Raw genomic sequence first — 20,646 nt, 5'->3', positions numbered from 1 at the left:
GGCTTTCGTTCACCGGGCGGTCCCCGTAGATTCCCTGCGCTCACGCAGATGATCAACGAGGGGACGAGGATCATGCCGGAAGCTGGACCCCAAGCAACAACCGGGCGGTCGGGGGGCGGGGGGCTCACCCCCAAATCCATCGCCATCTGGGGCGCGGTCGCCCTCGTCGGCGCCGTCGGCTGGGGCGTGCTCGCCCTCTCCCGCGGCGAGGAGATCTCCGCCGCCTGGCTGCTCGCCGCCGCCCTGGGCTCGTACGCCATCGGCTACCGCTTCTACGCGCGTTTCATCGCGGAGCGCGTGCTGAAGGTGGACAAGACCCGGGCCACCCCGGCCGAACGCCTCGACAACGGTGTCGACTTCCACCCGACCGACCGTCGGGTGCTCTTCGGCCACCACTTCGCGGCCGTCGCCGGCGCGGGCCCGCTGGTCGGCCCGGTGCTCGCCTCGCAGATGGGCTACCTGCCGGGCACCATCTGGATCGTCGCGGGAGTGATCTTCGCGGGTGCGGTCCAGGACATGGTGACCCTGTTCTTCTCCACCCGGCGCAACGGGCGTTCGCTCGGCCAGATGGCCCGGGACGAGATCGGCCCCGTCGGCGGCGCGGCCGCCCTGGTCGCCGTCTTCATGATCATGATCATCCTGCTGGCGGTCCTCGCCCTGGTCATCGTCAACGCGCTGGCGGACTCCCCCTGGGGCGTCTTCTCCATCGGCATGACCATCCCGATCGCCCTCTTCATGGGCTTCTACCTGCGGGTGCTGCGCCCGGGTCGGATCACCGAGGTCTCGCTCATCGGCGTCGCCCTGCTGCTGCTCGCCATCATCGCGGGCGGTTGGGTCGCCGAGTCCTCCTTCGCCGACGTCTTCACGCTCGACAAGGAGACGCTGGTCATCTGGATGGTCGGATACGGCTTCCTGGCCTCGGTGCTGCCGGTGTGGATGCTGCTCGCCCCGCGCGACTACCTCTCCACCTTCATGAAGGTCGGCACCATCGGGCTGTTGGCCGTGGGCGTGGTCGTCGCCATGCCGACGCTCAAGATGCCCGCCGTGACCGACTTCGCCTCCCGCGGCGACGGACCGGTCTTCGCCGGTTCGATGTTCCCCTTCGTCTTCATCACCATCGCGTGCGGGGCCCTGTCCGGCTTCCACGCGCTGGTGTCCTCGGGCACCACCCCGAAGATGATCCAGAAGGAGACCCAGGTCCGGGTCATCGGGTACGGCGCCATGCTGACCGAGTCCTTCGTCGCGATCATGGCGGTCATCGCGGCCTGCATCATCGAGCCGGGCCTCTTCTTCGCGGTGAACGCCCCCAGCGGCCGGATCGGCACCACCGCCCTGGAGGCCTCCCAGGCCATCGGCGGCCTCGGCTTCTCGATCACCCCGGACGCCCTGACCCAGGCGGCCAAGGACATCGGCGAGACCAGCCTGCTCTCCCGCACGGGTGGCGCGCCGACCTTCGCACTCGGGATGTCGGAGATCTTCTCGTCCGTCGTGGGCGGCACCGCGATGAAGGCGTTCTGGTACCACTTCGCCATCATGTTCGAGGCCCTGTTCATCCTGACCACGGTCGACGCCGGCACCCGGGTCGGCCGGTTCATGCTCCAGGACACCCTGGGCAATGTGCACAAGTCCTTCAAGGACGTCAGCTGGAAGCCGGGCGTCTGGTTCGCGAGCGCGATCGTCGTCGGCGGCTGGGGCTACTTCCTGTGGGTCGGCGTGAAGGACCCGCTGGGCGGCATCAACCAGCTCTTCCCGCTCTTCGGCATCGCCAACCAGCTGCTGGCCGCCGTCGCGCTCGCCGTCTGCACCACGCTGCTGGTGAAGTCGGGGCGGCTCAAGTGGGCCTGGGTGACGGCCGTCCCGCTGGCCTGGGACGTGGCCGTGACGCTCACCGCCAGCTACCAGAAGATCTTCTCGGACGACGCGGCCATCGGCTTCTTCGCCCAGCGTGACAAGTACCTGGCCGGCATCGACGCGGGCAAGGTCCTCAAGCCCGCCAAGAACATGGACCAGATGCACACCGTGGTCACCAACGCCACGGTCGACGGGGTCCTCTCCGCCGTCTTCGCGGTCCTGATCGTCATCGTCCTGCTGGACGCGGCCCGGACCTGCCTGAAGGCCGTCCGCGACCCGCAGAGCACGACGCTCTCGGAGGTCCCGTGGTCCGAGTCGAAGATCATCGCGCCGGCCGGTCTGATCCCGACGGCCGCCGAGAAGGCGGAGCTGGCCGCCGCGGGCCTGGACACGGGCGGTGGCCGGGTCAAGGAGAAGGAACCGGTGACGTGAGCGCGCTCCGGGCGGCGCTGGGCCGGATCCGGTTCTACGTCCGCGAGTTCTCGGGCGAGTCCGCCTACGAGCGCTACGTCGCCCACGCGCGCGGCCACGACCCGCACGCCGAGGTGCCCACCCGCCGGGACTTCGAGCGGGCCCGCACCGACTCCCGCGAGGCGGACCCCCGCGAGGGCTTCCGCTGCTGCTGACGCACGACCGCAGGGCCCCGCCGCTGATGCGGCGGGGCCCTGCGGCATGTGCGGGGTCAGCGCACCCAGTCCTTGAGGGGTTCGGTGTTCAGGGTGATGCCGACAGGGTCGGGGAGCCTGACCTCTCGCCCGAAGGGGACGGTGCGTACGGTCTCGTAGCAGGCACCGTCCGGGTCGCTGTGGACGACGAGCACGCCCTTGGAGCGGTCGATCAGCAGGTAGACGGGGATGCCCGTCTGCGCATAGGCGAGGGGCTTCTCGACCCGGTCGCGCCGATCCGTGTCCGAGTCCCACGAGGTCACCTCGACGGCCATCAGGATCGGGCTCGGATCCGCCCAGTCGCCCTGTCCGACGAACGCGTCCTCGTGCGCGAGCACCCCGTCCGGGATGGCGCGGCCGTCCCGGTACGCCTCCGCCTTGATCCCCTGCCCCGGGTGCAGCCAGAATTCCGGCCGGTGCTGGATGCAGATGCGCGTCAACCACAGGATGATCCGGCCGTGGTCCCCGTCTGGCATCGCCTTGCTCCTCAGCACCCCGCCGATAAATTCCAACCGCAGCCCCTCCACCTCGCGGGCCGCTATGCGGGCGAAGTTCTCGAACGCCTCGGTCGTCATGTGGGCCCGGTGGGTCATCACGGTCATGCCTCGCTCGCCTTCCTCGACGGTGCTGTCTCCGACGATAGCGCCGCCCGCCGACACCCGTCCCGCACACTCGACGCCATGGACATCACCATCCGGGCGGCGCTGCCCGCCGAATACGAAGAGCTGGGCGAGATCACCGCGCGGGCCTACCTGGACGACGGTCTGCTGGGGCCCGAGAGCGGCGCGTTCTACCTCGCCGTGCTGCGCGACGTCGCGGCGCGGGCCGCCGAGGCCGAGGTGCTCGTCGCCGTGCACGACGGCTCGTTGCTCGGCGGAGTGACCTTCGCCGCACCCGGCAGTCCACTTGCCGAGATCGCCGGTCCCCACGAGGCGGAATTCCGCATGCTGGCGGTCGCCCCGGAGGCCCGCGGGCGCGGCGCGGGCGAGGCCCTTGTGCGGGCCTGCATGGACCGCGCGCGGGACCTGGAGGGCGTCACCCACCTGGTCCTGTCCACGAAAGCGGCCATGCTGGGGGCCCACAGGATCTACGGGAGACTGGGATTCACCCGGACCCCGGAACGGGACTGGGCACCGGTCCCGAGCGTCCCCCTTCTGACGTACCGCGTGGAGCTGTAGCCACGCCGACACAACATGTGGGGGGTCGCGCATAGGGCGGCCCCCACATGTATGCTCGTGCTCGCTGTCGCCGCAGGGGAATCCGGTGCGAATCCGGAACTGTCCCGCAACGGTATGAAACGCACCCAATCACCCATTGGGGCTGCCGCAAGTCCGAGGACCTGCCGACAGCGCGCCCGGACCGACCGGTCCGGACGCCGACACGTCCGGGCCTCGTGGTTGGGCCGGTGGACGCCATGTGCTGACGCGCGACCGGCCTGCCCGGATGCGCGCGTCCGAACGCGCTCATGGCCACCCTCCGCTTCCCGCCTCCGAGCCTTCCGGAGCCGAGCGAGGGAGAGCCCCCCACGTGACCATCGCGCCTGCCGCACCGCGCGCCGAGTCCGCCCAGCCCGAGGCCACCGAGGGTCCTGGCGCCGCGCTGCTGCGCACCCTCACCGACCTCACCGTCGACCTGGTCGACACCGACCCCGGCCGGGTCGCCGCCGCCGCGCTGCGGGGCCGCAGCGCCGTGGCCGACGAGGCCGAGCTGCGCGGGCTGGCGACCGAGGCTGCCGCGGGCCTGATCTCGGAGGACCCGCAGTACTCCCGGCTGGCCGCCCGTCTGTTGACGCTGGCGATCGCCGAAGAGGCCGCGGGCCAGGGGGCCACCTCCTTCTCGGCGTCCGTCGCCGTCGGTCACCGCGAGGGCCTGATCGCCGACCGCACCGCCGAGTTCGTGGCGACGCACGCCACCCGCCTGAACGCGCTGGTCGAGCACGCGAGCGCCGAGGGCGCCGACGACCGCTTCGGCTTCTTCGGCCTGCGCACCCTGCACAGCCGTTACCTGCTGCGCCACCCGATCACCCGTCAGGTCGTCGAGACCCCGCAGCACTTCATGCTGCGCGTGGCCTGCGGCCTCGCCGAGAACGACAGCGTGCAGGCCGTCGAGGAAGTGGCCTCGCTCTACCGGCTGATGAGCCGCCTCGACTACCTGCCGTCCTCCCCCACGCTCTTCAACTCCGGCACCCGGCACCCGCAGATGTCCTCGTGCTACCTGCTGGACTCCCCGCTCGACGAGCTGGACTCGATCTACGACCGCTACCACCAGGTCGCGCGCCTCTCCAAGCACGCGGGCGGCATCGGTCTGTCGTACTCCCGCATCCGCGCCCGCGGTTCCCTGATCCGCGGCACCAACGGGCACTCCAACGGCATCGTGCCGTTCCTCAAGACCCTCGACGCCTCCGTCGCCGCCGTGAACCAGGGCGGTCGCCGCAAGGGCGCCGCCGCCGTCTACCTGGAGACCTGGCACGCGGACATCGAGGAGTTCCTGGAGCTGCGCGACAACACCGGCGAGGACCAGCGCCGCACGCACAACCTGAACCTCGCCCACTGGGTGCCGGACGAGTTCATGCGCCGCGTGAACGCGGACGCCGAGTGGTCGCTCTTCTCCCCGGCCGACGTGCCCGAGCTGGTCGACCTGTGGGGCGACGAGTTCGACGCCGCCTACCACAAGGCCGAGGCCGCGGGCCTGGCCCGCAAGACCATGCCCGCCCGCGACCTGTACGGCCGGATGATGCGCACCCTCGCGCAGACCGGCCAGGGCTGGATGACCTTCAAGGACGCCTCCAACCGCACGGCGAACCAGACCGCGGAGCCGGGCCAGGTCGTCCACTCCTCGAACCTGTGCACCGAGATCCTCGAAGTCACCAACGACGGCGAGACCGCGGTCTGCAACCTCGGTTCGGTCAACCTCGGGGCGTTCGTGCTCGCCGACACGGGCGAGATGGACTGGGAGCGGCTGGACGAGACCGTCCGCACCGCCGTGACCTTCCTCGACCGCGTGGTCGACATCAACTTCTACCCGACCGAGCAGGCGGGCAACTCCAACGCCCGCTGGCGCCCGGTGGGCCTGGGCGCGATGGGCCTGCAGGACGTCTTCTTCCAGCTGCGCCTGCCCTTCGACTCCGCCGAGGCCAAGGCCCTGTCGACGAAGATCGCCGAGCGCATCATGCTCGCCGCCTACGAGGCCTCCGCGGACCTGGCCGAGCGCCACGGCCCGGTGCCGGCCTGGTCGCAGACCCGTACCGCGCGCGGCGTGCTGCACCCGGACCACTACGCGGACGCCACGCAGTACTGGCCGGAGCGCTGGAACGCGCTGCGCGCCCGGATCGCCGAGACCGGCATGCGCAACTCGCTGCTCCTCGCCATCGCCCCGACGGCGACCATCGCCTCGATCGCCGGCGTGTACGAGTGCATCGAGCCGCAGGTCTCGAACCTCTTCAAGCGCGAGACCCTCAGCGGTGAGTTCCTCCAGGTCAACGCCTACCTGGTGGACGAGCTGAAGCAGCTCGGCGTCTGGGACGCGCAGACCCGCGAGGCGCTGCGCGAGTCCAGCGGTTCGGTCCAGGGCTTCGGCTGGATCCCGGCCGACGTGCGCGCGCTGTACCGCACGGCGTGGGAGATCCCGCAGCGCGGTCTGATCGACATGGCGGCGGCCCGTACGCCGTACCTCGACCAGTCCCAGTCGCTGAACCTCTTCCTGGAGACGCCGACCATCGGGAAGCTCTCCTCGATGTACGCGTACGCCTGGAAGCAGGGTCTGAAGACCACGTACTACCTGCGTTCGCGCCCGGCGACGAAGATCGCCCGCGCCGCGCAGGCCGCCACCCCGGTGGCGCTCCCGCAGGCCGACGCCGACGCCGAGGCCGAGGCGCTCGCCTGCTCCCTTGAGAACCCCGAGTCCTGCGAGGCCTGCCAGTAATGAGCTCCCCCACCAAGGCCGCGGCCGACAAGAACCTGCTCGACCCGGGCTTCGAACTGACCCTGCGTCCCATGCGCTACCCGGACTTCTACGAGCGCTACCGGGACGCGATCAAGAACACCTGGACCGTCGAGGAGGTCGACCTCCACTCGGACGTCGCCGACCTGGCGAAGCTGACCCCGGGTGAGCAGCACATGATCGGCCGCCTCGTCGCGTTCTTCGCGACGGGTGACTCGATCGTCTCGAACAACCTCGTGCTGACGCTGTACAAGCACATCAACTCGCCCGAGGCGCGCCTGTACCTCTCGCGCCAGCTGTTCGAGGAGGCCGTGCACGTCCAGTTCTACTTGACGCTGCTCGACACCTACCTCCCGAACCCGGACGACCGCGCGGCGGCCTTCGACGCGGTCGAGGAGATCCCCTCGATCCGCGAGAAGGCGCAGTTCTGCTTCAAGTGGATCAATGAGGTCGAGAAGCTGGAGCGGCTGGAGACGCAGGCCGACCGCCGTCGCTTCCTGCTGAACCTGATCTGCTTCGCGGCGTGCATCGAGGGCCTGTTCTTCTACGGCGCCTTCGCCTACGTCTACTGGTTCCGCTCGCGCGGCCTGCTGCACGGCCTGGCGACCGGCACCAACTGGGTGTTCCGCGACGAGACCATGCACATGAACTTCGCCTTCGAGGTCGTGGACACGGTCCGCAAGGAGGAGCCCGAGCTCTTCGACGACGAGCTCCAGCAGCAGGTCGTCGACATGCTGAAGGAAGCCGTCGAGGCGGAGCTGCAGTTCGGCCGCGACCTGTGCGGTGACGGCCTGCCGGGCATGAACACCGAGTCGATGCGCGAGTACCTGGAGTGCGTCGCGGACCAGCGCCTGGTCCGGCTCGGCTTCGCGCCGGTCTACGGCTCGCAGAACCCGTTCTCCTTCATGGAGCTCCAGGGTGTGCAGGAGCTGACCAACTTCTTCGAGCGCCGCCCGTCGGCCTACCAGGTCGCGGTCGAGGGCACCGTCGACCTGGACGAGGACTTCTAGCACGACCCGCCGGCCCCCGGGCCGGCGCGCGAAGGGGCCGGGACGCGACGCACCGTCGTGTCCCGGCCCCTTCGCGCGTGCGGGGCCGGTACGTGTCCCCCACACGCGGCCCGCTGACCGGAACCAGACCTTCCTTTGGCCGGATCCGCCACCACCCGTCAACAAGGGCTGACGTACGGTGGGGGCCACCCGGCCCGGACCCGCCGCACAGCGCCCGGCCCCGGGGCCCACAGCCGACCCACAGGGGTTCCCATGTCTCGTACGCTCCGCACGCTCACGGCCCTCGCGTTCGCCGCCCTGATGCTCGGCGGTACGGCGGCCACCGCCTCCGCCACGGACACCGGCTGGACGATCATCGGCCACGCCCGCCCGTGACCCGGCGCACGACGAGAGGCCCCGCTCCTTCTCCCGGAGCGGGGCCTCTCGCGCGGTTCAGTGCTTCTCGCCGATGGCTGCCCGAAGCCAGTCGAGCGTGCCCTGCCCCAGCAATTCCTCGGCGAGACGACGGCCCGTCCCGGTCGTGAGTCGGGCCCGGCTGTTGTCGATCCACCGCTGAGCGGCCTCGTACCCCTGGGCCTTGTACTCGATGCCCTGGAGCATGCACTCCAGCTTGTCGGCATCGCGCGCGCAGACGGCCTCCGGCGATTCCTTCCCCTCGTACTCGGCGACGAGTTCCTGGATCGTCGCGGCCAGCAGCTCGGGCATGCCGGCCGTCTGGTCGGCGGTCACCGCCTCGGGGTCGGCGCCGGTCGAGTACTTCTTGCCCAGGTGGTTGACGTCCCCCGTGCGCGTCTCCTGAGTGTCGTGCCACACGGCGAGGAACGCGGCCCGTGCCGGGTCGGCTCCCTCCAGCTTCGCGATGATCGAGGCGATGAGAGAGGTCCGCCACGAGTGCTCGGCGACGCTCTCGGGCTGCTTGACACCGGCCATCCACCAGCCCGTGCGGGCCGCGCTCTTCAGCGTGCCCGCCTCATAGAGGAAGCGCGCTACCGCGGACAGGTCGTCAGCCACGTCTGTTCTCCTTCTCACGCCCCGGCGAGGCGGACGGCGTACCGAATTCCCTCCAGCTCTCGACGCGCACGCGTCGATGCCTCGGTGCCATCCAACAGCACGGGCAGTCGGAGATTGGGAGGTGCACGCTGACCCGGCGCACGACGAGAGGCCCCGCTCCTACTCCCGGAGCGGGGCCTCTCGTGCGTGTTACGGGGCCTCTTGAAGGGACATCGCCCGCTCGCGGACGGGCAGCAGGGGGCGCTTTCGTGCGTCCGGGCCCGTGACTAGGGTGTTCCGCATGACGATTCACGCTGTGGTCTTCGACGTCGGTGAGTGCCTCGTGGACGAGACCCGGGAGTACGGCACGTGGGCCGACTGGCTCGGAGTACCGCGTCACACGTTCGCAGCGATGTTCGGAGCCGTTATCGCCGAAGGCCGCGACTACCGCGAGGTCTTCGAGCCCTTCAAGGCCGGTTTCGACCTCGCCTCCGAAAGGGAGGCTCGGGCAGCCGCCGGTAAGCCGGAATGGTTCGGCGAGGACGACCTCTATCCGGACGTCCGGCCCGCTCTGACACAGCTCCGTGCGGACGGTCTCTGGCTCGCCATCGCCGGGAACCAGACCGTGCGGGCCGGTGGGCTGTTGCGCGAACTGTTCACCAAGGACGTCGACCTGATCGGCACCTCGGACGATTGGGGTGCCTCCAAGCCGGACCCGGAGTTCTTCGAGCGCGTGGCCGCGGTCGTCCCCGCCGAGCCCTCGGAGATCCTGTACGTGGGCGACCGCATCGACAACGACCTCCGCCCCGGCAAGCGAGCGGGGATGCACACCGCGCTCGTCCGCCGGGGGCCGTGGGCCACGATCCAGTGGGACACCGTCGAGGCCCGGGAGCTGCCGACGTTCCGCATCGAGAGCCTCGCCGAACTGTCCCCGCGGATCGCCGACTTCAACAGGCAAGCGCGCTGACGACAGCGCCCCAGCCGTAAAGTCGATCGTCGAGGTCGCGGACGTACTGCTCGTGCTCCCACGGGCCAAGTGCGCGCCGCACCTCGCGAACCCGCTCAAGTCCGGTGGCGTACCAGTGCGTCCCCAGCAGCTCCAGCGCGCGAAGGGCGTACCGGGCCGCCTCCTGCGGATGCCCGGAGGCGGCCTCCACCGCTCCCAGGTCGCCGAGGATGACCGTGCGCTGCTTGTCGGCGTCCCCCGGAAGCCCGTCGAGCACGTGGAGCAACGTCTCGCGGGCCTGCGGCAGGTGGCCGGCGGTCAGCTGAACGTTGCCCTTGAAGGCGGCGAGGCGGATCGGGCTGAACCAGTCCATCCACTCGGGTGTGGGCCGGCTCGTGGTGTCTTCCACGACGGTCTCTCCGTGGGCGATCAGGTTGAGGGCCGCACGCGCGTCCCCGCATCGGGTTGCACACTCCGCCTCGACAGCATCGAGCCACGCGACGAAGTGGCCACTCGCCCGTCCTCGTCGAGCGTAGGTGCGGGCTGCAACCATGCGCTCCGTCGCGGCGGGCCGTTGCCCGGCCCAGCCGGGAATGAACGCCATGTGGGCGAGGATGGCTGCCCCGAGGAGAGCGTCATCGGCCTCTCCGGCAGCCTGGAGCGCGCGTACCCACGTGTCGCCGGCCCGGGCGGGTTCGCGTAGGTCGAAGAACTCGATCCGGCCCACGAGGAGCCAGCTTTCCGCAAGAGCGGCAGCGAGGGTCTGGCGGGTGCGGCCGGTGGTCGCATCGAGGAGTTGGCCGCCGAGGGTGGCGTGCGCGGCGGCGGCAGGGTGCAGTATCGCGGGTGCAACCGTCCAGTACAAACGACGGTGAGCACGGGTGACGGCGAGGAAGTCGGCTCCGGCGGTGGCGGGCTGCGGAGCGCTGGGGGTGCGGAGCGGGCCGCGGTTCACGGGTGCGATGAGGCTCGTGGTGGCCTGTGGCCCGGTGCCGGGCGGCACGTTGAAGCCGAGTTCGTCGAGCGGGCGGCCGAGGAGGTCGACGAGAGCTTGGCGTACGTCCGGGTGAGGGAGAGGCGGGTTCTCACCTTCGTAGCGGCGGGCCTGCCGGAGTCCGATGTGGAGTCCGTGGGCCGCGAGGGCATCCACGAGTTCCTGCTGAGTCCGGTATCCGGCAGCTTGGCGCGCTGCCCTGAACCGGGCGTTGCCAGTCGATCGGGTCATTCCAACTCCCGTAGTGGGCATGGGTTCTGATCCACTGTCCCAGGATGTCCTCTTGACTGCCACGGTTCAACGGAAAGGGGTCAACGAAGCCCTATTTCAGGACTCCGAAAGACCTCCTAGAAGTCCTCGCCATGGGACTTCTCCAGGTCCATCGTGTCTTCCATCACCGCTGAAGACGGTAGGGAGACCAGCATGGACGTGCGCGAGAACGGGCCGGACGAGACGTTCGGACACGTGGACCACCCGCTTCTGCGCCAGCGGGTCCGCGACCCGAAGTCGCTTCGCGAGGGCGAGTTGATGGCCGTGGTCGAGGAGTGCCTCGGCACGGTTCGCGGGATCGCGCAGTACACCCGGACCGCGTACGTCCGGGGCGCCGACGGGCTGGAGTTCACCGCGGCCCCGGACACCCTGGAGCAGTCGTGCGCGGCGGCGGCCGCCGCCGGACGGGTCTGTGTCCGGTGTGACCATGTCATCCGGGCCGGCGGTGTGAAGTTCATCCGCTTCTCCGCGTCCGGGGCGCGGCCGAACGAATGGGCGCACGACCTCCGCGACCCCTCGTGCAAGCCCGTCCGCGCGGACGGGCGATGAGCCGCGAGGCCCGCCTCGTCCAGGGCGTCGCGTACGTCCTCGCCCACGCCGAGCAGCAGCCCGACGGCGCGGTCGCCGCCGACTGGGCGGCGTACCTGGCCGACGAGGGCGACCTCGCCGCCCACGGGGTGAAGTGCTTCCACTTCCAGGCCGAGGGCCGCCGCACACCGGCCGCCGAGGAGGCGATCGCCGCGTGGGACAGCGCGATCCGCCTGGAGGACGGCTGGCCGAAGGCCGTGGCCCTCGCGGCCGCGATCCGCGACCTGCTCAGCGAGGAGGACCGGCACCAGGCCCGGCGCCGCGCACGCCAGGCACGGGCACAGGCTCAGACTCAGTGAGCGAGTACCTGCGGCAGGCCCTGTACGTCCTGATCGTGCTCGGCATCCTCGCCACCATCGTGACCGGCACCCTCTGACCAGCACCTTCCCGCACACACAACCTAGGGAGAAGCATGTCTCTCACCACCCCACGGCCGGCCCGCGCGCTCCTCAGCGACGCAGCGTTCAGCGCCGTGCTCGCGACGGTCCTCGACAACAACCCCGGGATGGACATCAGCATGGCCGGCCGGATCGTGGTCGAGGCGCTCAAGTTCGTTGCCGCCGGCGCCCGGACGACCGCCGGGATCGCCCCGTCCCGCGTGGTCGACGAGGGCTGGCACGCGCTCATCCTGCACACCGCCCTGTACGCCTCGCTGTGCACCCAGCTCGGCGGAGCCTTCGTCCACCACTACCCGGAGCGGCCGGACACCGGCCGCTACGACCCGGCGGTCCACGAGCACACCCTGGCCGCGATCCGCGACGCGGGGTACGAGCCGGACCCGCGGCTATGGACGGGCCCGGACAACGAACTCGTCGGCGTCGCGGCGAAGTGCAACCACACCCCGCCGTCCTGCGCGATCAGGCCGATGCCGACGCCTCAGTGGCCGTAGGCTGAAAGGCTTCGACAGCGAGGTGGGAAATGACGGAATGGATCGATCCCCGGTACGCGGACCTGGTCGCCGAGTGGGACGCGGCGCGCACAACGGACTCGCGTGATCCGGACGGGCCTCAGCCCGTGCGCGGCTTCATCGTGCCGCGGCCCTCGGGGCCGGGGCAGAGCCCCCGGGACTGAGCCCCGAGAACCGCCCCGGCCGGGGCTCAGGCGTTCGGGACCGTTTCGTAGCGCGGGGTGCCCTCGTCCATCTGGCGCAGGGCGTCCTTGCGGTCGCGCTTGGACAGCCGGTCGATGTACAGGTACCCGTACAGGTGGTCCGTCTCGTGCTGGAGGCAGCGGGCGAAGTAGCCGGTGCCCCGCACCTTGATCGGGTTGCCCTGCGCGTCCTGTCCCTCGACCTCGGCGTAGTCCGGGCGGGCCAGGGCGGCGTAGGCGGTCGGGACCGAGAGGCAGCCCTCGTTCGAGTCGTCCAGCACGCGCGCGGCGGCGGGCAGCTCGACCAGCTTCGGGTTGACCACCACACCGGTGTGCCGGTTGCCGTCGTCGTCCGGGCAGTCGTAGACGAAGACCTTGGCGTCCACGCCGATCTGGTTCGCGGCCAGGCCCACGCCCTCGGCGGCCTTCTGGCTGGCGAACATGTCGTCGATCAGCTGCGCCAGCTCGTCGCCGAACTCGGTGACGTCCTTGCACTCGCGGTGCAGGACGGGGTTGCCGACCACCGTGATCGGGCGGGCGGTGCCGCGCTCGCGGTGGGCCAGCTCACGCTCCGCACCGTTCTCGGTGTCCACGACGTATCCGTCGTTCACGGTCTCGACGACCTCGTTCTCCTGCTGCGCCATGTCCGCCGTACGCCTTCCCTAGGTCACCGATGTGCCCGTACAGCCTACGGCCCCCGGTCAGCAGACTTCTTCGAGATCCCGCCACTCCCGGCTGTCGGGGCTGTCGGCGACCCATCCGTCGAGCAGTCCGCGCACCAGTCCGGGCGGGGCCGCGATCCCGCATTCGCGCTCGGGCACCCACAGGGAGCCGGATCCGGCCGTGCGGTGGCCGAGCGGTCCGGGGTGACCGGGCTCGCTGTGATCGTGCGGATCCAGCTGGTCACCGTCGCCCTCGCCGCTCGGCATCTCGCTCTCCGAGCAGGTCCGGCACAGCAGCCGGACCGAGGAGGACCAGTCCTCGGCGGCGAAGCCCGCGTCCGAGGCCAGCTGCTCCAGGGCGTCGCGGTCGGCCTCGGTGGCCGCCTCCAGCAGCACCACCCAGGTCGGCACCGGCGACGGCGCCCACAGCTCGATCTCGTCGAACACCGGGTAGGAGGGGCCGGCGGAGGTCACCCGCTCGCCGTGCGGGACCCCGTCGTGCAGGACGACCTCGCCCCAGCGCCGCCCGGAGGAGGGCAGCGGGATCGAGAGGACCTCCATCCGGGCCGGGTCCAACCTGCGGCCCCAGACCACCTCGGCCTCGCCCTCGGGCGAGAGCCGGACCGCCGCGCTGCCGAGCTCCATGCCGACGGGCTCACCGGATCCGTTGGCCTCGCCGGGCACCTTCAGCCCGTACGCCTGCCAGGCGCGGCGGGCCAGCGGCCAGTCCTGCAGGGCAGTGGCGGCGATGCCCACGTTCCACCAGTCGGGGGCGCCCGACTCACGGTCCAGCAGGGCCACGGCGCGCAGCCCCGCGGCCCGCGCCTGCTCCCAGTCGTGCCGGAACTTGTGCAGCAGGGCCAGGTTGAACCAGGACTCGGACAGCCAGGGTTCCAGGTCCGCCGCCCTGGTCAGCAGCGCACCCGCGTCCTCGTACCGCCCGTCGCCGATCAGCGTGAACGCGCGGTCGGTGGCCTGCCGCCACGAGGCGGAGGGCCGATGCCGTACCTTCCCGAAGATCCTCACGATTCCCGCCTGCCGGTCCAACGATGCAACAGTGCAGCCTTGCGGACACTCTCACTTCGCATCCAACCATGCCCACGGATACGGCCGCTCATTACCCATGGGTTACCCAGGTCGGCCAGGTACAACTCTGGCACGTCCGCCGCGCCCCCGCGCATCCCGTTTCGGCCGCTCCAGGCGGGCACCATCCCGCCTCGAACTGTTCCGCCGCAAAACGTACGCGAGGCACTCGACGACGTCGGGATGGTGGTCGTGGGCCGTGCCGAGGCGCAGCTGCTCCAGCGCGGCCAGTGAGCCGCCCGGGTGACGGGAGCCGCCCACCAGGTCGTCGTAGGCGTTGGCGGTCCGCACGATGCGGGCCAGGACCGGCTGGTCGCGGTAGGGGTCGGCCTGTCTCTCGACGACCACGGCGACCTCGGCGGACACCCCGGTCTGGCGGGCCACCTCACCCCCCAGCACGGCGATCCGGCGGGCCTCGGCGGCCGGCAGCGGAGCGGTGGCCCCGGCGGGGACCGGGTCGACCAGGGACAGCTGTCCGATGTCGTGCATCAGGGCGGCGTACTCCAGGACGATCAGCTCCCGCTGCGACAGGCCCAGCTCCCGGCCCACGGCGCAGCTGAGGGCGGCGACCCGGCGGGCGTGCCCGGGCCGGGTGTAGCCGGCGATCTCGGTGGCCCGGGCCAGCGAGGTGATCGTCTGCCGGTAGGTGGTGCGGACGGCGTCGATCCGGCGGAAGGACATCTGGGTGAGCAGCAGGGGCACGCTGAGGACGGGCAGCGCCCAGAGCCCGGCGACCGCCACCCCCAGGGCCATCACCACGCCGGTGGCGCAGATCGCCGAGCCGATGCCGAGCAGGGCGCGCAGCTCGTCCCGCAGCAGCGGTCCGTACGGCCACCCGGTGCGCAGTCCGGCCAGCGCGGCGGCGAGCACCGCGTCGCACAGGGCGGTGAGGCCGAGCAGGAAGAGCAGGAAGAGCACCAGGTACGGGCCCCGGCCGACCTGCTCCTCCAGCCGGCCGGAGTTGTGCAGCGGCTGGAAGCAGGCGGCGGCGAAGCCGACGGTGAGGACCCGGCGGGCCACGTGGTCGACCGCGGGCCCGCGGCCGCGGGCCACCTGCGCGGCGATCCCGGCGAGGGCGGCCGCGACGACGACGGCGACGACCTGGAGCGCGCCGTGGTGGGTGGGCTGCCCCGCGTCCGCTCCGAGCAGGGCGTAGGCGAGGGCCGCGGCGGACCCCAGCGGCGCGGGCTGGCGGTCCTCGGCCCGCAGGGGTCCGACCCGCGGCGGACCGGCCTGCGGCGGACCGGCCCCCGGGCGCCCGCTCGGACCGGGCGGGTCCCGGCGGGCGAGTTCACCGAGGGTGATGAGCAGGCCGAAGGCGAGGGCGGTGCCGGGGCCGCTCACGCCGAACCACAGGGTGTGCCCGAGGGCCGCCGCGGTGAGCAGGGCGGCGGCCGCGCGGACGGCTTTGGCGCCCCCGTCCCTCATCCGGTCCCTCCGGGGCCGGTGGTCGCTCCGGGGCCGGTGGTGGCTCCGCCGGCGTCCGTGTGCGCCCGGGACTCGGCGTTCTGGGCGGGCAACCCCGGTAGCCCCGTCACCCCCGGCGGCCCCGGCGGCGGCGCGGGGGCCCGTACGGGCGCGGCGGCGGGGGCCGCTGCCGGCGGCGACTGGGGGATCACCTGGAGCTCCTCGTCCGAGGTGACCACCGGGTGCCAGCCGTGCCGGCCGATCGCCCGCACCAGCGCGCCCACCATGTCGGGGTCGAACTGGGCCCCGGCGCAGCGCTCCAGCTCGCCCAGCGCCGTCGGTACCGGCCGGGCCCGGCTGTAGGAGCGGGTCGAGGTCATCGCGTCGAAGGCGTCGGCCACCGCCACCACCCGGGCGAGGACGGGGATCTGACCGCCGGACAGGCCGTAGGGGTAGCCGGAGCCGTCCACCCGCTCGTGGTGGTGCAGGATCGCGGACCGCGCCTCGCCGAGGAAGCCGATGCCGCGGACCATCTCGTGCCCGTACTCGGGGTGGAGTTCGATGATCCGGCGCTCCTCCGGGGTCAGCGGACCGTCCTTGCGCAGCAGCCGGGTGGGCACGCCGAGTTTGCCGACGTCGTGCAGGATCCCGGCGATCCGGACCACCTCCAGGCGGTCCTCGGCCATGCCCAGTTCGCGGGCGATCATCGCGGAGGCCTGGCCGACCCGCTCGCTGTGGCCGCGCGTGTAGCGGTCCTTGAGGTCCACGGCCTGCACGAGGGCGCGGATGGTGGACCGGTGGGCCGCCCGTTCGTGGTGGTACTGGGCGAAGACCCAGCAGGAGATGTACATCGGCAGCAGCACCAGCAGCGCCGCGGGCGGGCCGTAGGGGCTGCGCCACATGACGGCCATCATGAGCCCCGCCAGTCCGTGCACGCAGTGCGGGGCGAGGGAGAGGGCGAGCGGCGCGCGCCAGGCGGTCGCCGCCGGCCGCCGCTCGGCGGTGGCCAGCACGCCCGCTTCGAGGGCGGTGAGCACCAGGCAGAAGACGACGGCCGCGAGGGCCGCCGGAAGCATCACGTAGGGGAAGTCCGCGACCGCTCCCCCGGGGTCGGCGGCGCCGCCGAGCGCGGCGGGACCACCGAGCAGGGCGAAGGTGACTCCCGCGGCCCAGGCGGCCAGCGCCTGCTGCGCCCCGTGCCAGGCCCGGCGCACCGCGGCGGGGGGCTCGGACGCGGCCCCGGCGAGCGCGCCGGGGAGGGCGACCAGCGCGGCGGCGGAGGGCGGCAGCAGGAAGACGGCGGCGAGGACGACGGGGAAGAAGGCCCCGATGCCCTCGGGCGCCCGCCCGCCGAGCCGCGGGCAGAGCTTGGCCAGCTCGCAGGCGAGGTAGAGGACGGCGAGCAGGGCGACGGCGGCCCGGGGCGTGCCGGAGCCGAGCAGCGCGGGCAGGACGCAGGCGAGGGCACCGAGGACGGCACAGAGGACGTAGGCGCGCGCCGCCGGCGGAAGTCCCCGCATGGCGCTCTCCTCCCCCGGAACCCCGGAACCCCGGAACCTTCGAGCCAGGTACGGAATGACATCCGGTACCGGAAGGGGAGAATAGGTGTGGCCCGCGGCGAGCGGGCCACATTCGCGTGTTGGGCCGTCCGGAGGCCCTTGGATTAGCACCTTCGGGTGAACGAAGTCGCTTTCCGGGGGCACCCGTTCCCTCGGAAAGGGATCAGCCCGTCGCCGGAGTCGCCGGAGTGGCGGGGCTCGGCGGCGCCGCCGTCACGTCGTGATCGGGTACGGCTTGTCCCGAACGGATCAGCTCGATCCGGCCCATCACCTTCGAGCGCAGGTCCTGCGGTACGTCGTCCGACCCGCAGCAGCGCTTGACCAGCTTCTTCACGGCCTGTTCCAGGCCGTACTTCTCCAGGCAGGGATTGCACTCGCCGAAGTGCGTTTCGAACTTCGTGCAGTCGCTGTCCGGCATCTCGCGGTCCAGGAACTCATACAAGTGGTCCAAGACCTCAGAGCACTCCGTCTCGTGCGGATCTCCGCAGCTCATGAGCCCGAGCCTTTCCCGTCGTTCGACTCTCCCGCGCCCGCGGGGACCAGCCCGCGCTCACGGGCGTAGTCCTCCAGCATTCCGCGGAGTTGGCGGCGCCCGCGGTGCAGTCGCGACATGACCGTACCGATGGGTGTACCCATGATGTCCGCGATCTCCTTGTAGGCAAAGCCCTCTACGTCCGCGAGATAGACGGCAATGCGGAACTCTTCCGGAATGGCCTGGAGTGCTTCCTTCACGTCCGAATCGGGCAGGTGATCGAGCGCCTGCGATTCGGCGGAACGCAAACCGGTCGACATGTGCGACTCGGCGCGCGCCAGCTGCCAGTCCTCGATCTCCTCCGCCGCACTGCGCTGGGGTTCGCGCTGCTTCTTGCGGTAGGAGTTGATGAAGGTGTTCGTCAGAATGCGGTAGAGCCACGCCTTGAGGTTGGTGCCCTCGCGGAACTGGTGGAAGGACGCGTACGCCTTCGCATACGTCTCCTGGACCAGGTCCTCGGCGTCGGCCGGATTGCGCGTCATGCGCAGCGCGGCCGAGTACATCTGGTCGAGGTAGCCGAGGGCGTCCCGCTCGAAGCGCGCATTGCGCTCCGGGGTCGTCTCCTCCGCGTGGCCTTCGTCGGTCCCAGCGACAGGACCCACCTCCTCCGACAGCGTGGCGGCTCCGAAAGCGGACCCGCTCGAATCGGAGAATAGTCGACCTTCCCGGCCATCCGCCGCCCGAGGGGCACCGTGCTTGGACCCGGGCAGCACCGTCCACTCCAGGCCGCTGGCGGCCTGCGGACGGTTCTGACTGATGACCTGGGTCATGCGCTCCCTCTCCTCCGGCGAGATTCCGTACGTTCCGACATCCCGCACAACAGCGGGGCCGGGGCACGGCATTCCCCGGCGCCCGGGGAGTTTCCCCGGAGTTCCGGAAAGGCTCGGATGCGAGGTGGCTCACACGCCCCCACGCGCTCCGGGAATGTGTCAGGTCGGCCTCGGACGCCTCCCGGAACAGGGGTCCCGGAGGAGGCTGAGAGGGGGCTGAGAGGGGGCTCAAAGAGGCAGGTCCACGAGCCATTCCGCCACCGCGTCCGTGATCACCGCGAGGGCCTCCTCCTGGGTGGTCGCCGCCCGCTTCGGCACCGCGAAGCCGTGATCGCCGTACGCCACCTCCACGAGCCGGTACGTGTCCCCCGCGCCCGGAGCCGGGAACTCCGCGGGGCCTCCGAAGGGGTCCCGGCCGCCCTGTACCACCAGCGTCGGCCGCCCGGCGCCCAGCAGCTCGGCCAGCCGGGTCTTCTCGGGCCGGCCCGGCGGATGCAGCGGAAAGGCCAGCGCCAGCACCCCGGCCGCCCCGAGCTCGGCGGCGGTCCGGCAGGCCACCCGGGCCCCCGCGCTGCGCCCGCCGGCGACCACCGGCAGGCCGGGGCCGCCCAGTGCGGGCCACAGCGCCCGCCAGCCCGTGTCCAGCACTTTCGGCGCGGCCGCCACCTTCTTCCCGGCCACCCGCCAGGGCTGCTCCACGAGGGCGACGGTGATCCCCCGGGCGGGCAGGGCGGCCGCCAGCGCGACCAGGTCCCGGGCCTCGATCCCGCCGCCGGCGCCGTGGCCGACGGCCAGCACCAGCCGCGGCCGCGCCGCCGGGTGCCAGGTGATCCGGGCCTCGCCCGCCGGGGTCTCGACGCTCTGGACGTGCTGCGTAGGCGTGCTCATGCCCCCATCCTGCGGGAAGCCGAAGGCGTCGGAGCCGAACGGACGGCCTAGAAGAGCGTGGCTTCCTCGGGCGCCTCCAGCTCCGTCAGCAGCTCGGGCCCGTTGTTGCGGACGCTGCTGACCGAGGTGGAGACCGGATAGGCCCGCATCCGCCCGCCCGGCGGCGGCGCCAGCAGGGCCCGCAGCTCGGCCTCGTCGGTGTGCGCCGGGTCGAGCCAGGCGTCCCAGCGGTCCGGGGTCAGCATGAGCGGCATCCGGGGGTGGATGTCGGAGAGCGAGCGCGGCCCCTCGGCGGGCGCCACCCCGAGCGGGCCGGTCTCGGCCTCGGCGGTGATCACCGAGCAGGTGGCCCACCAGGCGAGCGGGTGCTCGTCGGGCAGGGTCCGGTCGCGCCAGAACTCGTATATCCCGGCCATCGCGAAGACCGCGCCGTCGGTGGGGAGCACGAAGTAGGGCTGCTTGCGGGCCCGCTTCTTCTTGCCCTCGACCTCCAGCTGGCGCTCGTCGTGGGCGGTGACCCACTCGTAGTAGCCGTCGGCCGGGACGATGCAGCGCTGCCGGGCGAAGGGGCGACGAAAGGACGGCTTCTCGTGCAGGGTCTCGGACCGGGCGTTGATCATCCGAGCGGCGCTCTCGGGGTCCTTGGCCCAGGAGGGGACCAGCCCCCACTTCAGGCGGCGCAGCTGGCGAACCGGACGCCGCTCGTCCGCGTCCTTCAGCGGACGGTCGAGGACGACGAGGACCTCCTTCGTCGGCGCGACGTTCCAGTCCGGAGCCAGGGCCTCGGCGGGCTCCCACCGCTCCACCCCGAACACGCCCGCCAGTTCCTCCGGCCCACGACTCGCTGCGAACCTTCCGCACATGGCGCTCCCCCCGTCACCTCTCCGCCGACACGTCCAAGAGCCGGCACGTCCAAGAGCCGGTCCGTCCAAGAGCCGGTCCGTCCAAGAGTGGCAGACGGCTGTCCGACGGAGCCGGCGTCCGGCGATCTTCCGCAAGGGCGGGACACCTCGCGCGACCTCGACGGGCGGAGGTATCCACGCCCCTCAGGGCCTCGGCCATCCACTCCACCACATCGGCCGGGAGCATCCCCAGGTGGACGTGGGGCAGGCCGCCGGCGGTGACCGTGGGCCACATGCCGGTCCACGTGGCCTCCGGCACCCCGAGCCCGACCAGGCGGCGCGAGGATGCCGAGGAGCTGCGGGTGGCTCAGCGGATGCGGGAGTACGCCGCGATGCTCGGGCCGGAGTACGAGGGCCTGCGCCTTACCGAGCCATGCGGTCTTCTGGAGTGAGCGCCGGGACTTCAGGCCATGCCGGCGACGGGACCAAAGTCCTTCCGCGGGGCTACTTGTCGAGCGGGCAGGGCAGGCCGGGTTCGGCTCGGTTCGGAGAGCAGGTCAC

At 71.6% G+C, this 20,646-nt stretch carries 23 protein-coding genes, 1 pseudogene and 1 riboswitch; of the genes and pseudogenes, 12 read left to right on the top strand and 12 right to left on the bottom strand.

Annotated elements, in window-relative coordinates; all coding sequences use genetic code 11:
- Positions 1-72: 72 nt before the first annotated feature.
- Complete coding sequence (locus tag ACIBEA_RS19750; RefSeq protein ID WP_399262547.1) at positions 73-2,283, top strand: carbon starvation CstA family protein; 2,211 nt, start codon at positions 73-75, stop codon at positions 2,281-2,283.
- A complete protein-coding gene (locus ACIBEA_RS19745; protein ID WP_399262545.1) occupies positions 2,280-2,477 on the top strand; it encodes a CstA-like transporter-associated (seleno)protein in 198 nt (65 codons plus the stop codon). Before ACIBEA_RS19750 ends, ACIBEA_RS19745 begins: the two co-directional genes overlap by 4 nt.
- 56 nt (positions 2,478-2,533) lie before the next feature.
- Here ACIBEA_RS19745 and ACIBEA_RS19740 read toward each other — a convergent pair whose 3' ends face one another.
- Complete coding sequence (locus tag ACIBEA_RS19740) at positions 2,534-3,118, bottom strand: Uma2 family endonuclease (protein ID WP_399262543.1); 585 nt, start codon at positions 3,116-3,118, stop codon at positions 2,534-2,536.
- Between the two features lie 78 nt (positions 3,119-3,196).
- On the opposite strand from ACIBEA_RS19740, the gene ACIBEA_RS19735 reads away from it, so the two are divergent.
- The 4 genes from ACIBEA_RS19735 to ACIBEA_RS19720 all read left to right on the top strand — a co-directional run bounded on the left by ACIBEA_RS19735 (position 3,197) and on the right by ACIBEA_RS19720 (position 7,840).
- Positions 3,197-3,694 (top strand): GNAT family N-acetyltransferase, encoded by a 498-nt coding sequence (locus ACIBEA_RS19735; RefSeq protein WP_399262541.1) that lies wholly within the window; start codon positions 3,197-3,199, stop codon positions 3,692-3,694.
- 76 nt (positions 3,695-3,770) lie between these two features.
- A riboswitch (cobalamin riboswitch) is annotated at positions 3,771-3,856 on the top strand.
- 187 nt (positions 3,857-4,043) lie between these two features.
- Positions 4,044-6,437 carry a ribonucleoside-diphosphate reductase subunit alpha gene (locus ACIBEA_RS19730; protein ID WP_399262539.1) on the top strand — a complete coding sequence of 798 codons (2,394 nt, stop codon included), beginning with the start codon at positions 4,044-4,046 and terminating at the stop codon, positions 6,435-6,437.
- On the top strand, positions 6,437-7,465 hold the full coding sequence (locus ACIBEA_RS19725) for a ribonucleotide-diphosphate reductase subunit beta (protein WP_399262537.1): 1,029 nt from the start codon (positions 6,437-6,439) through the stop codon (positions 7,463-7,465). Before ACIBEA_RS19730 ends, ACIBEA_RS19725 begins: the two co-directional genes overlap by 1 nt.
- A 252-nt stretch (positions 7,466-7,717) precedes the next feature.
- Positions 7,718-7,840 carry a hypothetical protein gene (locus tag ACIBEA_RS19720; RefSeq protein ID WP_354382388.1) on the top strand — a complete coding sequence of 41 codons (123 nt, stop codon included), beginning with the start codon at positions 7,718-7,720 and terminating at the stop codon, positions 7,838-7,840.
- Positions 7,841-7,897: 57 nt separating this feature from the next.
- Here the strand turns inward: ACIBEA_RS19720 and ACIBEA_RS19715 are convergent, their stop codons facing one another.
- Both ACIBEA_RS19715 and ACIBEA_RS19710 read right to left on the bottom strand, forming a co-directional pair.
- Positions 7,898-8,476, bottom strand: coding sequence for an HD family hydrolase (locus ACIBEA_RS19715; RefSeq protein WP_399262535.1), 579 nt, complete (start codon positions 8,474-8,476; stop codon positions 7,898-7,900).
- A 14-nt stretch (positions 8,477-8,490) separates the two neighbouring features.
- Positions 8,491-8,586 (bottom strand): annotated as a pseudogene (locus ACIBEA_RS19710) (transcriptional regulator); the annotation flags it as partial.
- A 170-nt stretch (positions 8,587-8,756) separates the two neighbouring features.
- On the opposite strand from ACIBEA_RS19710, the gene ACIBEA_RS19705 reads away from it, so the two are divergent.
- Complete coding sequence (locus ACIBEA_RS19705; protein ID WP_399262533.1) at positions 8,757-9,422, top strand: HAD family hydrolase; 666 nt, start codon at positions 8,757-8,759, stop codon at positions 9,420-9,422.
- On the opposite strand, the gene ACIBEA_RS19700 is transcribed toward ACIBEA_RS19705, so the two are convergent.
- Complete coding sequence (locus ACIBEA_RS19700; RefSeq protein ID WP_399262531.1) at positions 9,403-10,626, bottom strand: transcriptional regulator; 1,224 nt, start codon at positions 10,624-10,626, stop codon at positions 9,403-9,405. The genes ACIBEA_RS19705 and ACIBEA_RS19700 overlap by 20 nt on opposite strands.
- Positions 10,627-10,818: 192 nt before the next feature.
- Here ACIBEA_RS19700 and ACIBEA_RS19695 point away from each other — a divergent pair, with 192 nt between their 5' ends.
- From ACIBEA_RS19695 to ACIBEA_RS19680, 4 genes are all read left to right on the top strand, one after another.
- Positions 10,819-11,214 (top strand): hypothetical protein, encoded by a 396-nt coding sequence (locus tag ACIBEA_RS19695; RefSeq protein ID WP_399262529.1) that lies wholly within the window; start codon positions 10,819-10,821, stop codon positions 11,212-11,214.
- A complete protein-coding gene (locus ACIBEA_RS19690) occupies positions 11,211-11,552 on the top strand; it encodes a hypothetical protein (RefSeq protein ID WP_399262527.1) in 342 nt (113 codons plus the stop codon). The genes ACIBEA_RS19695 and ACIBEA_RS19690 overlap by 4 nt, the downstream gene beginning before the upstream one ends.
- Before the next feature lie 113 nt (positions 11,553-11,665).
- Positions 11,666-12,142, top strand: a complete 477-nt coding sequence (locus ACIBEA_RS19685; protein WP_399262526.1) for a glycine-rich domain-containing protein — start codon at positions 11,666-11,668, stop codon at positions 12,140-12,142.
- A 29-nt stretch (positions 12,143-12,171) separates the two neighbouring features.
- On the top strand, positions 12,172-12,324 hold the full coding sequence (locus ACIBEA_RS19680; RefSeq protein WP_399262524.1) for a hypothetical protein: 153 nt from the start codon (positions 12,172-12,174) through the stop codon (positions 12,322-12,324).
- Between the two features lie 26 nt (positions 12,325-12,350).
- On the opposite strand, the gene def is transcribed toward ACIBEA_RS19680, so the two are convergent.
- The 8 genes from def to ACIBEA_RS19640 all read right to left on the bottom strand — a co-directional run bounded on the left by def (position 12,351) and on the right by ACIBEA_RS19640 (position 20,106).
- The gene (gene def, locus ACIBEA_RS19675; RefSeq protein WP_399262522.1) at positions 12,351-12,986 is read right to left on the bottom strand and encodes a peptide deformylase; all 636 of its coding nucleotides are present in this window, start codon (positions 12,984-12,986) and stop codon (positions 12,351-12,353) included.
- Positions 12,987-13,043: 57 nt separating this feature from the next.
- Positions 13,044-14,030, bottom strand: a complete 987-nt coding sequence (locus tag ACIBEA_RS19670) for a hypothetical protein (protein WP_354382386.1) — start codon at positions 14,028-14,030, stop codon at positions 13,044-13,046.
- 102 nt (positions 14,031-14,132) lie between these two features.
- On the bottom strand, positions 14,133-15,515 hold the full coding sequence (locus ACIBEA_RS19665; RefSeq protein ID WP_399262520.1) for an HD-GYP domain-containing protein: 1,383 nt from the start codon (positions 15,513-15,515) through the stop codon (positions 14,133-14,135).
- On the bottom strand, positions 15,512-17,014 hold the full coding sequence (locus ACIBEA_RS19660) for an HD-GYP domain-containing protein (protein WP_399262518.1): 1,503 nt from the start codon (positions 17,012-17,014) through the stop codon (positions 15,512-15,514). Before ACIBEA_RS19660 ends, ACIBEA_RS19665 begins: the two co-directional genes overlap by 4 nt.
- Positions 17,015-17,216: 202 nt before the next feature.
- Positions 17,217-17,546 carry a mycothiol system anti-sigma-R factor gene (gene rsrA / locus ACIBEA_RS19655; RefSeq protein WP_399262516.1) on the bottom strand — a complete coding sequence of 110 codons (330 nt, stop codon included), beginning with the start codon at positions 17,544-17,546 and terminating at the stop codon, positions 17,217-17,219.
- Positions 17,543-18,187, bottom strand: coding sequence for a sigma-70 family RNA polymerase sigma factor (locus ACIBEA_RS19650; RefSeq protein WP_385782695.1), 645 nt, complete (start codon positions 18,185-18,187; stop codon positions 17,543-17,545). Before ACIBEA_RS19650 ends, rsrA begins: the two co-directional genes overlap by 4 nt.
- 396 nt (positions 18,188-18,583) lie before the next feature.
- Positions 18,584-19,243 (bottom strand): alpha/beta family hydrolase, encoded by a 660-nt coding sequence (locus tag ACIBEA_RS19645; RefSeq protein WP_399262514.1) that lies wholly within the window; start codon positions 19,241-19,243, stop codon positions 18,584-18,586.
- Between the two features lie 47 nt (positions 19,244-19,290).
- Positions 19,291-20,106 carry an SOS response-associated peptidase gene (locus ACIBEA_RS19640; RefSeq protein WP_399262512.1) on the bottom strand — a complete coding sequence of 272 codons (816 nt, stop codon included), beginning with the start codon at positions 20,104-20,106 and terminating at the stop codon, positions 19,291-19,293.
- 272 nt (positions 20,107-20,378) lie between these two features.
- On the opposite strand from ACIBEA_RS19640, the gene ACIBEA_RS19635 reads away from it, so the two are divergent.
- Complete coding sequence (locus ACIBEA_RS19635) at positions 20,379-20,537, top strand: hypothetical protein (RefSeq protein ID WP_399262510.1); 159 nt, start codon at positions 20,379-20,381, stop codon at positions 20,535-20,537.
- Positions 20,538-20,646 lie beyond the last annotated feature (109 nt).

This window comes from Streptomyces sp. NPDC051555 (genome assembly GCF_044454405.1).
Taxonomy (GTDB): domain Bacteria; phylum Actinomycetota; class Actinomycetes; order Streptomycetales; family Streptomycetaceae; genus Streptomyces.
Note: the sequence above shows the minus strand (reverse complement) of the source record. Positions and strands in the feature narration are given on the sequence as shown.

Bases quoted from the DNA above. Each gene is read 5' to 3' on its own strand.
- ACIBEA_RS19665 (WP_399262520.1), bottom strand. From the start codon at position 15,515: ATGAGGGACGGGGGCGCCAAAGCCGTCCGCGCGGCCGCCGCCCTGCTC.
- ACIBEA_RS19635 (WP_399262510.1), top strand. From the start codon at position 20,379: ATGCCGGTCCACGTGGCCTCCGGCACCCCGAGCCCGACCAGGCGGCGC.
- ACIBEA_RS19680 (WP_399262524.1), top strand. From the start codon at position 12,172: ATGACGGAATGGATCGATCCCCGGTACGCGGACCTGGTCGCCGAGTGG.
- ACIBEA_RS19700 (WP_399262531.1), bottom strand. From the start codon at position 10,626: ATGACCCGATCGACTGGCAACGCCCGGTTCAGGGCAGCGCGCCAAGCT.
- ACIBEA_RS19690 (WP_399262527.1), top strand. From the start codon at position 11,211: ATGAGCCGCGAGGCCCGCCTCGTCCAGGGCGTCGCGTACGTCCTCGCC.
- ACIBEA_RS19640 (WP_399262512.1), bottom strand. From the start codon at position 20,106: ATGTGCGGAAGGTTCGCAGCGAGTCGTGGGCCGGAGGAACTGGCGGGC.
- ACIBEA_RS19660 (WP_399262518.1), bottom strand. From the start codon at position 17,014: ATGCGGGGACTTCCGCCGGCGGCGCGCGCCTACGTCCTCTGTGCCGTC.
- ACIBEA_RS19645 (WP_399262514.1), bottom strand. From the start codon at position 19,243: ATGAGCACGCCTACGCAGCACGTCCAGAGCGTCGAGACCCCGGCGGGC.
- ACIBEA_RS19750 (WP_399262547.1), top strand. From the start codon at position 73: ATGCCGGAAGCTGGACCCCAAGCAACAACCGGGCGGTCGGGGGGCGGG.
- ACIBEA_RS19685 (WP_399262526.1), top strand. From the start codon at position 11,666: ATGTCTCTCACCACCCCACGGCCGGCCCGCGCGCTCCTCAGCGACGCA.
- ACIBEA_RS19705 (WP_399262533.1), top strand. From the start codon at position 8,757: ATGACGATTCACGCTGTGGTCTTCGACGTCGGTGAGTGCCTCGTGGAC.
- ACIBEA_RS19735 (WP_399262541.1), top strand. From the start codon at position 3,197: ATGGACATCACCATCCGGGCGGCGCTGCCCGCCGAATACGAAGAGCTG.
- rsrA (WP_399262516.1), bottom strand. From the start codon at position 17,546: ATGAGCTGCGGAGATCCGCACGAGACGGAGTGCTCTGAGGTCTTGGAC.
- ACIBEA_RS19740 (WP_399262543.1), bottom strand. From the start codon at position 3,118: ATGACCGTGATGACCCACCGGGCCCACATGACGACCGAGGCGTTCGAG.
- def (WP_399262522.1), bottom strand. From the start codon at position 12,986: ATGGCGCAGCAGGAGAACGAGGTCGTCGAGACCGTGAACGACGGATAC.
- ACIBEA_RS19695 (WP_399262529.1), top strand. From the start codon at position 10,819: ATGGACGTGCGCGAGAACGGGCCGGACGAGACGTTCGGACACGTGGAC.
- ACIBEA_RS19725 (WP_399262537.1), top strand. From the start codon at position 6,437: ATGAGCTCCCCCACCAAGGCCGCGGCCGACAAGAACCTGCTCGACCCG.
- ACIBEA_RS19720 (WP_354382388.1), top strand. From the start codon at position 7,718: ATGTCTCGTACGCTCCGCACGCTCACGGCCCTCGCGTTCGCCGCCCTG.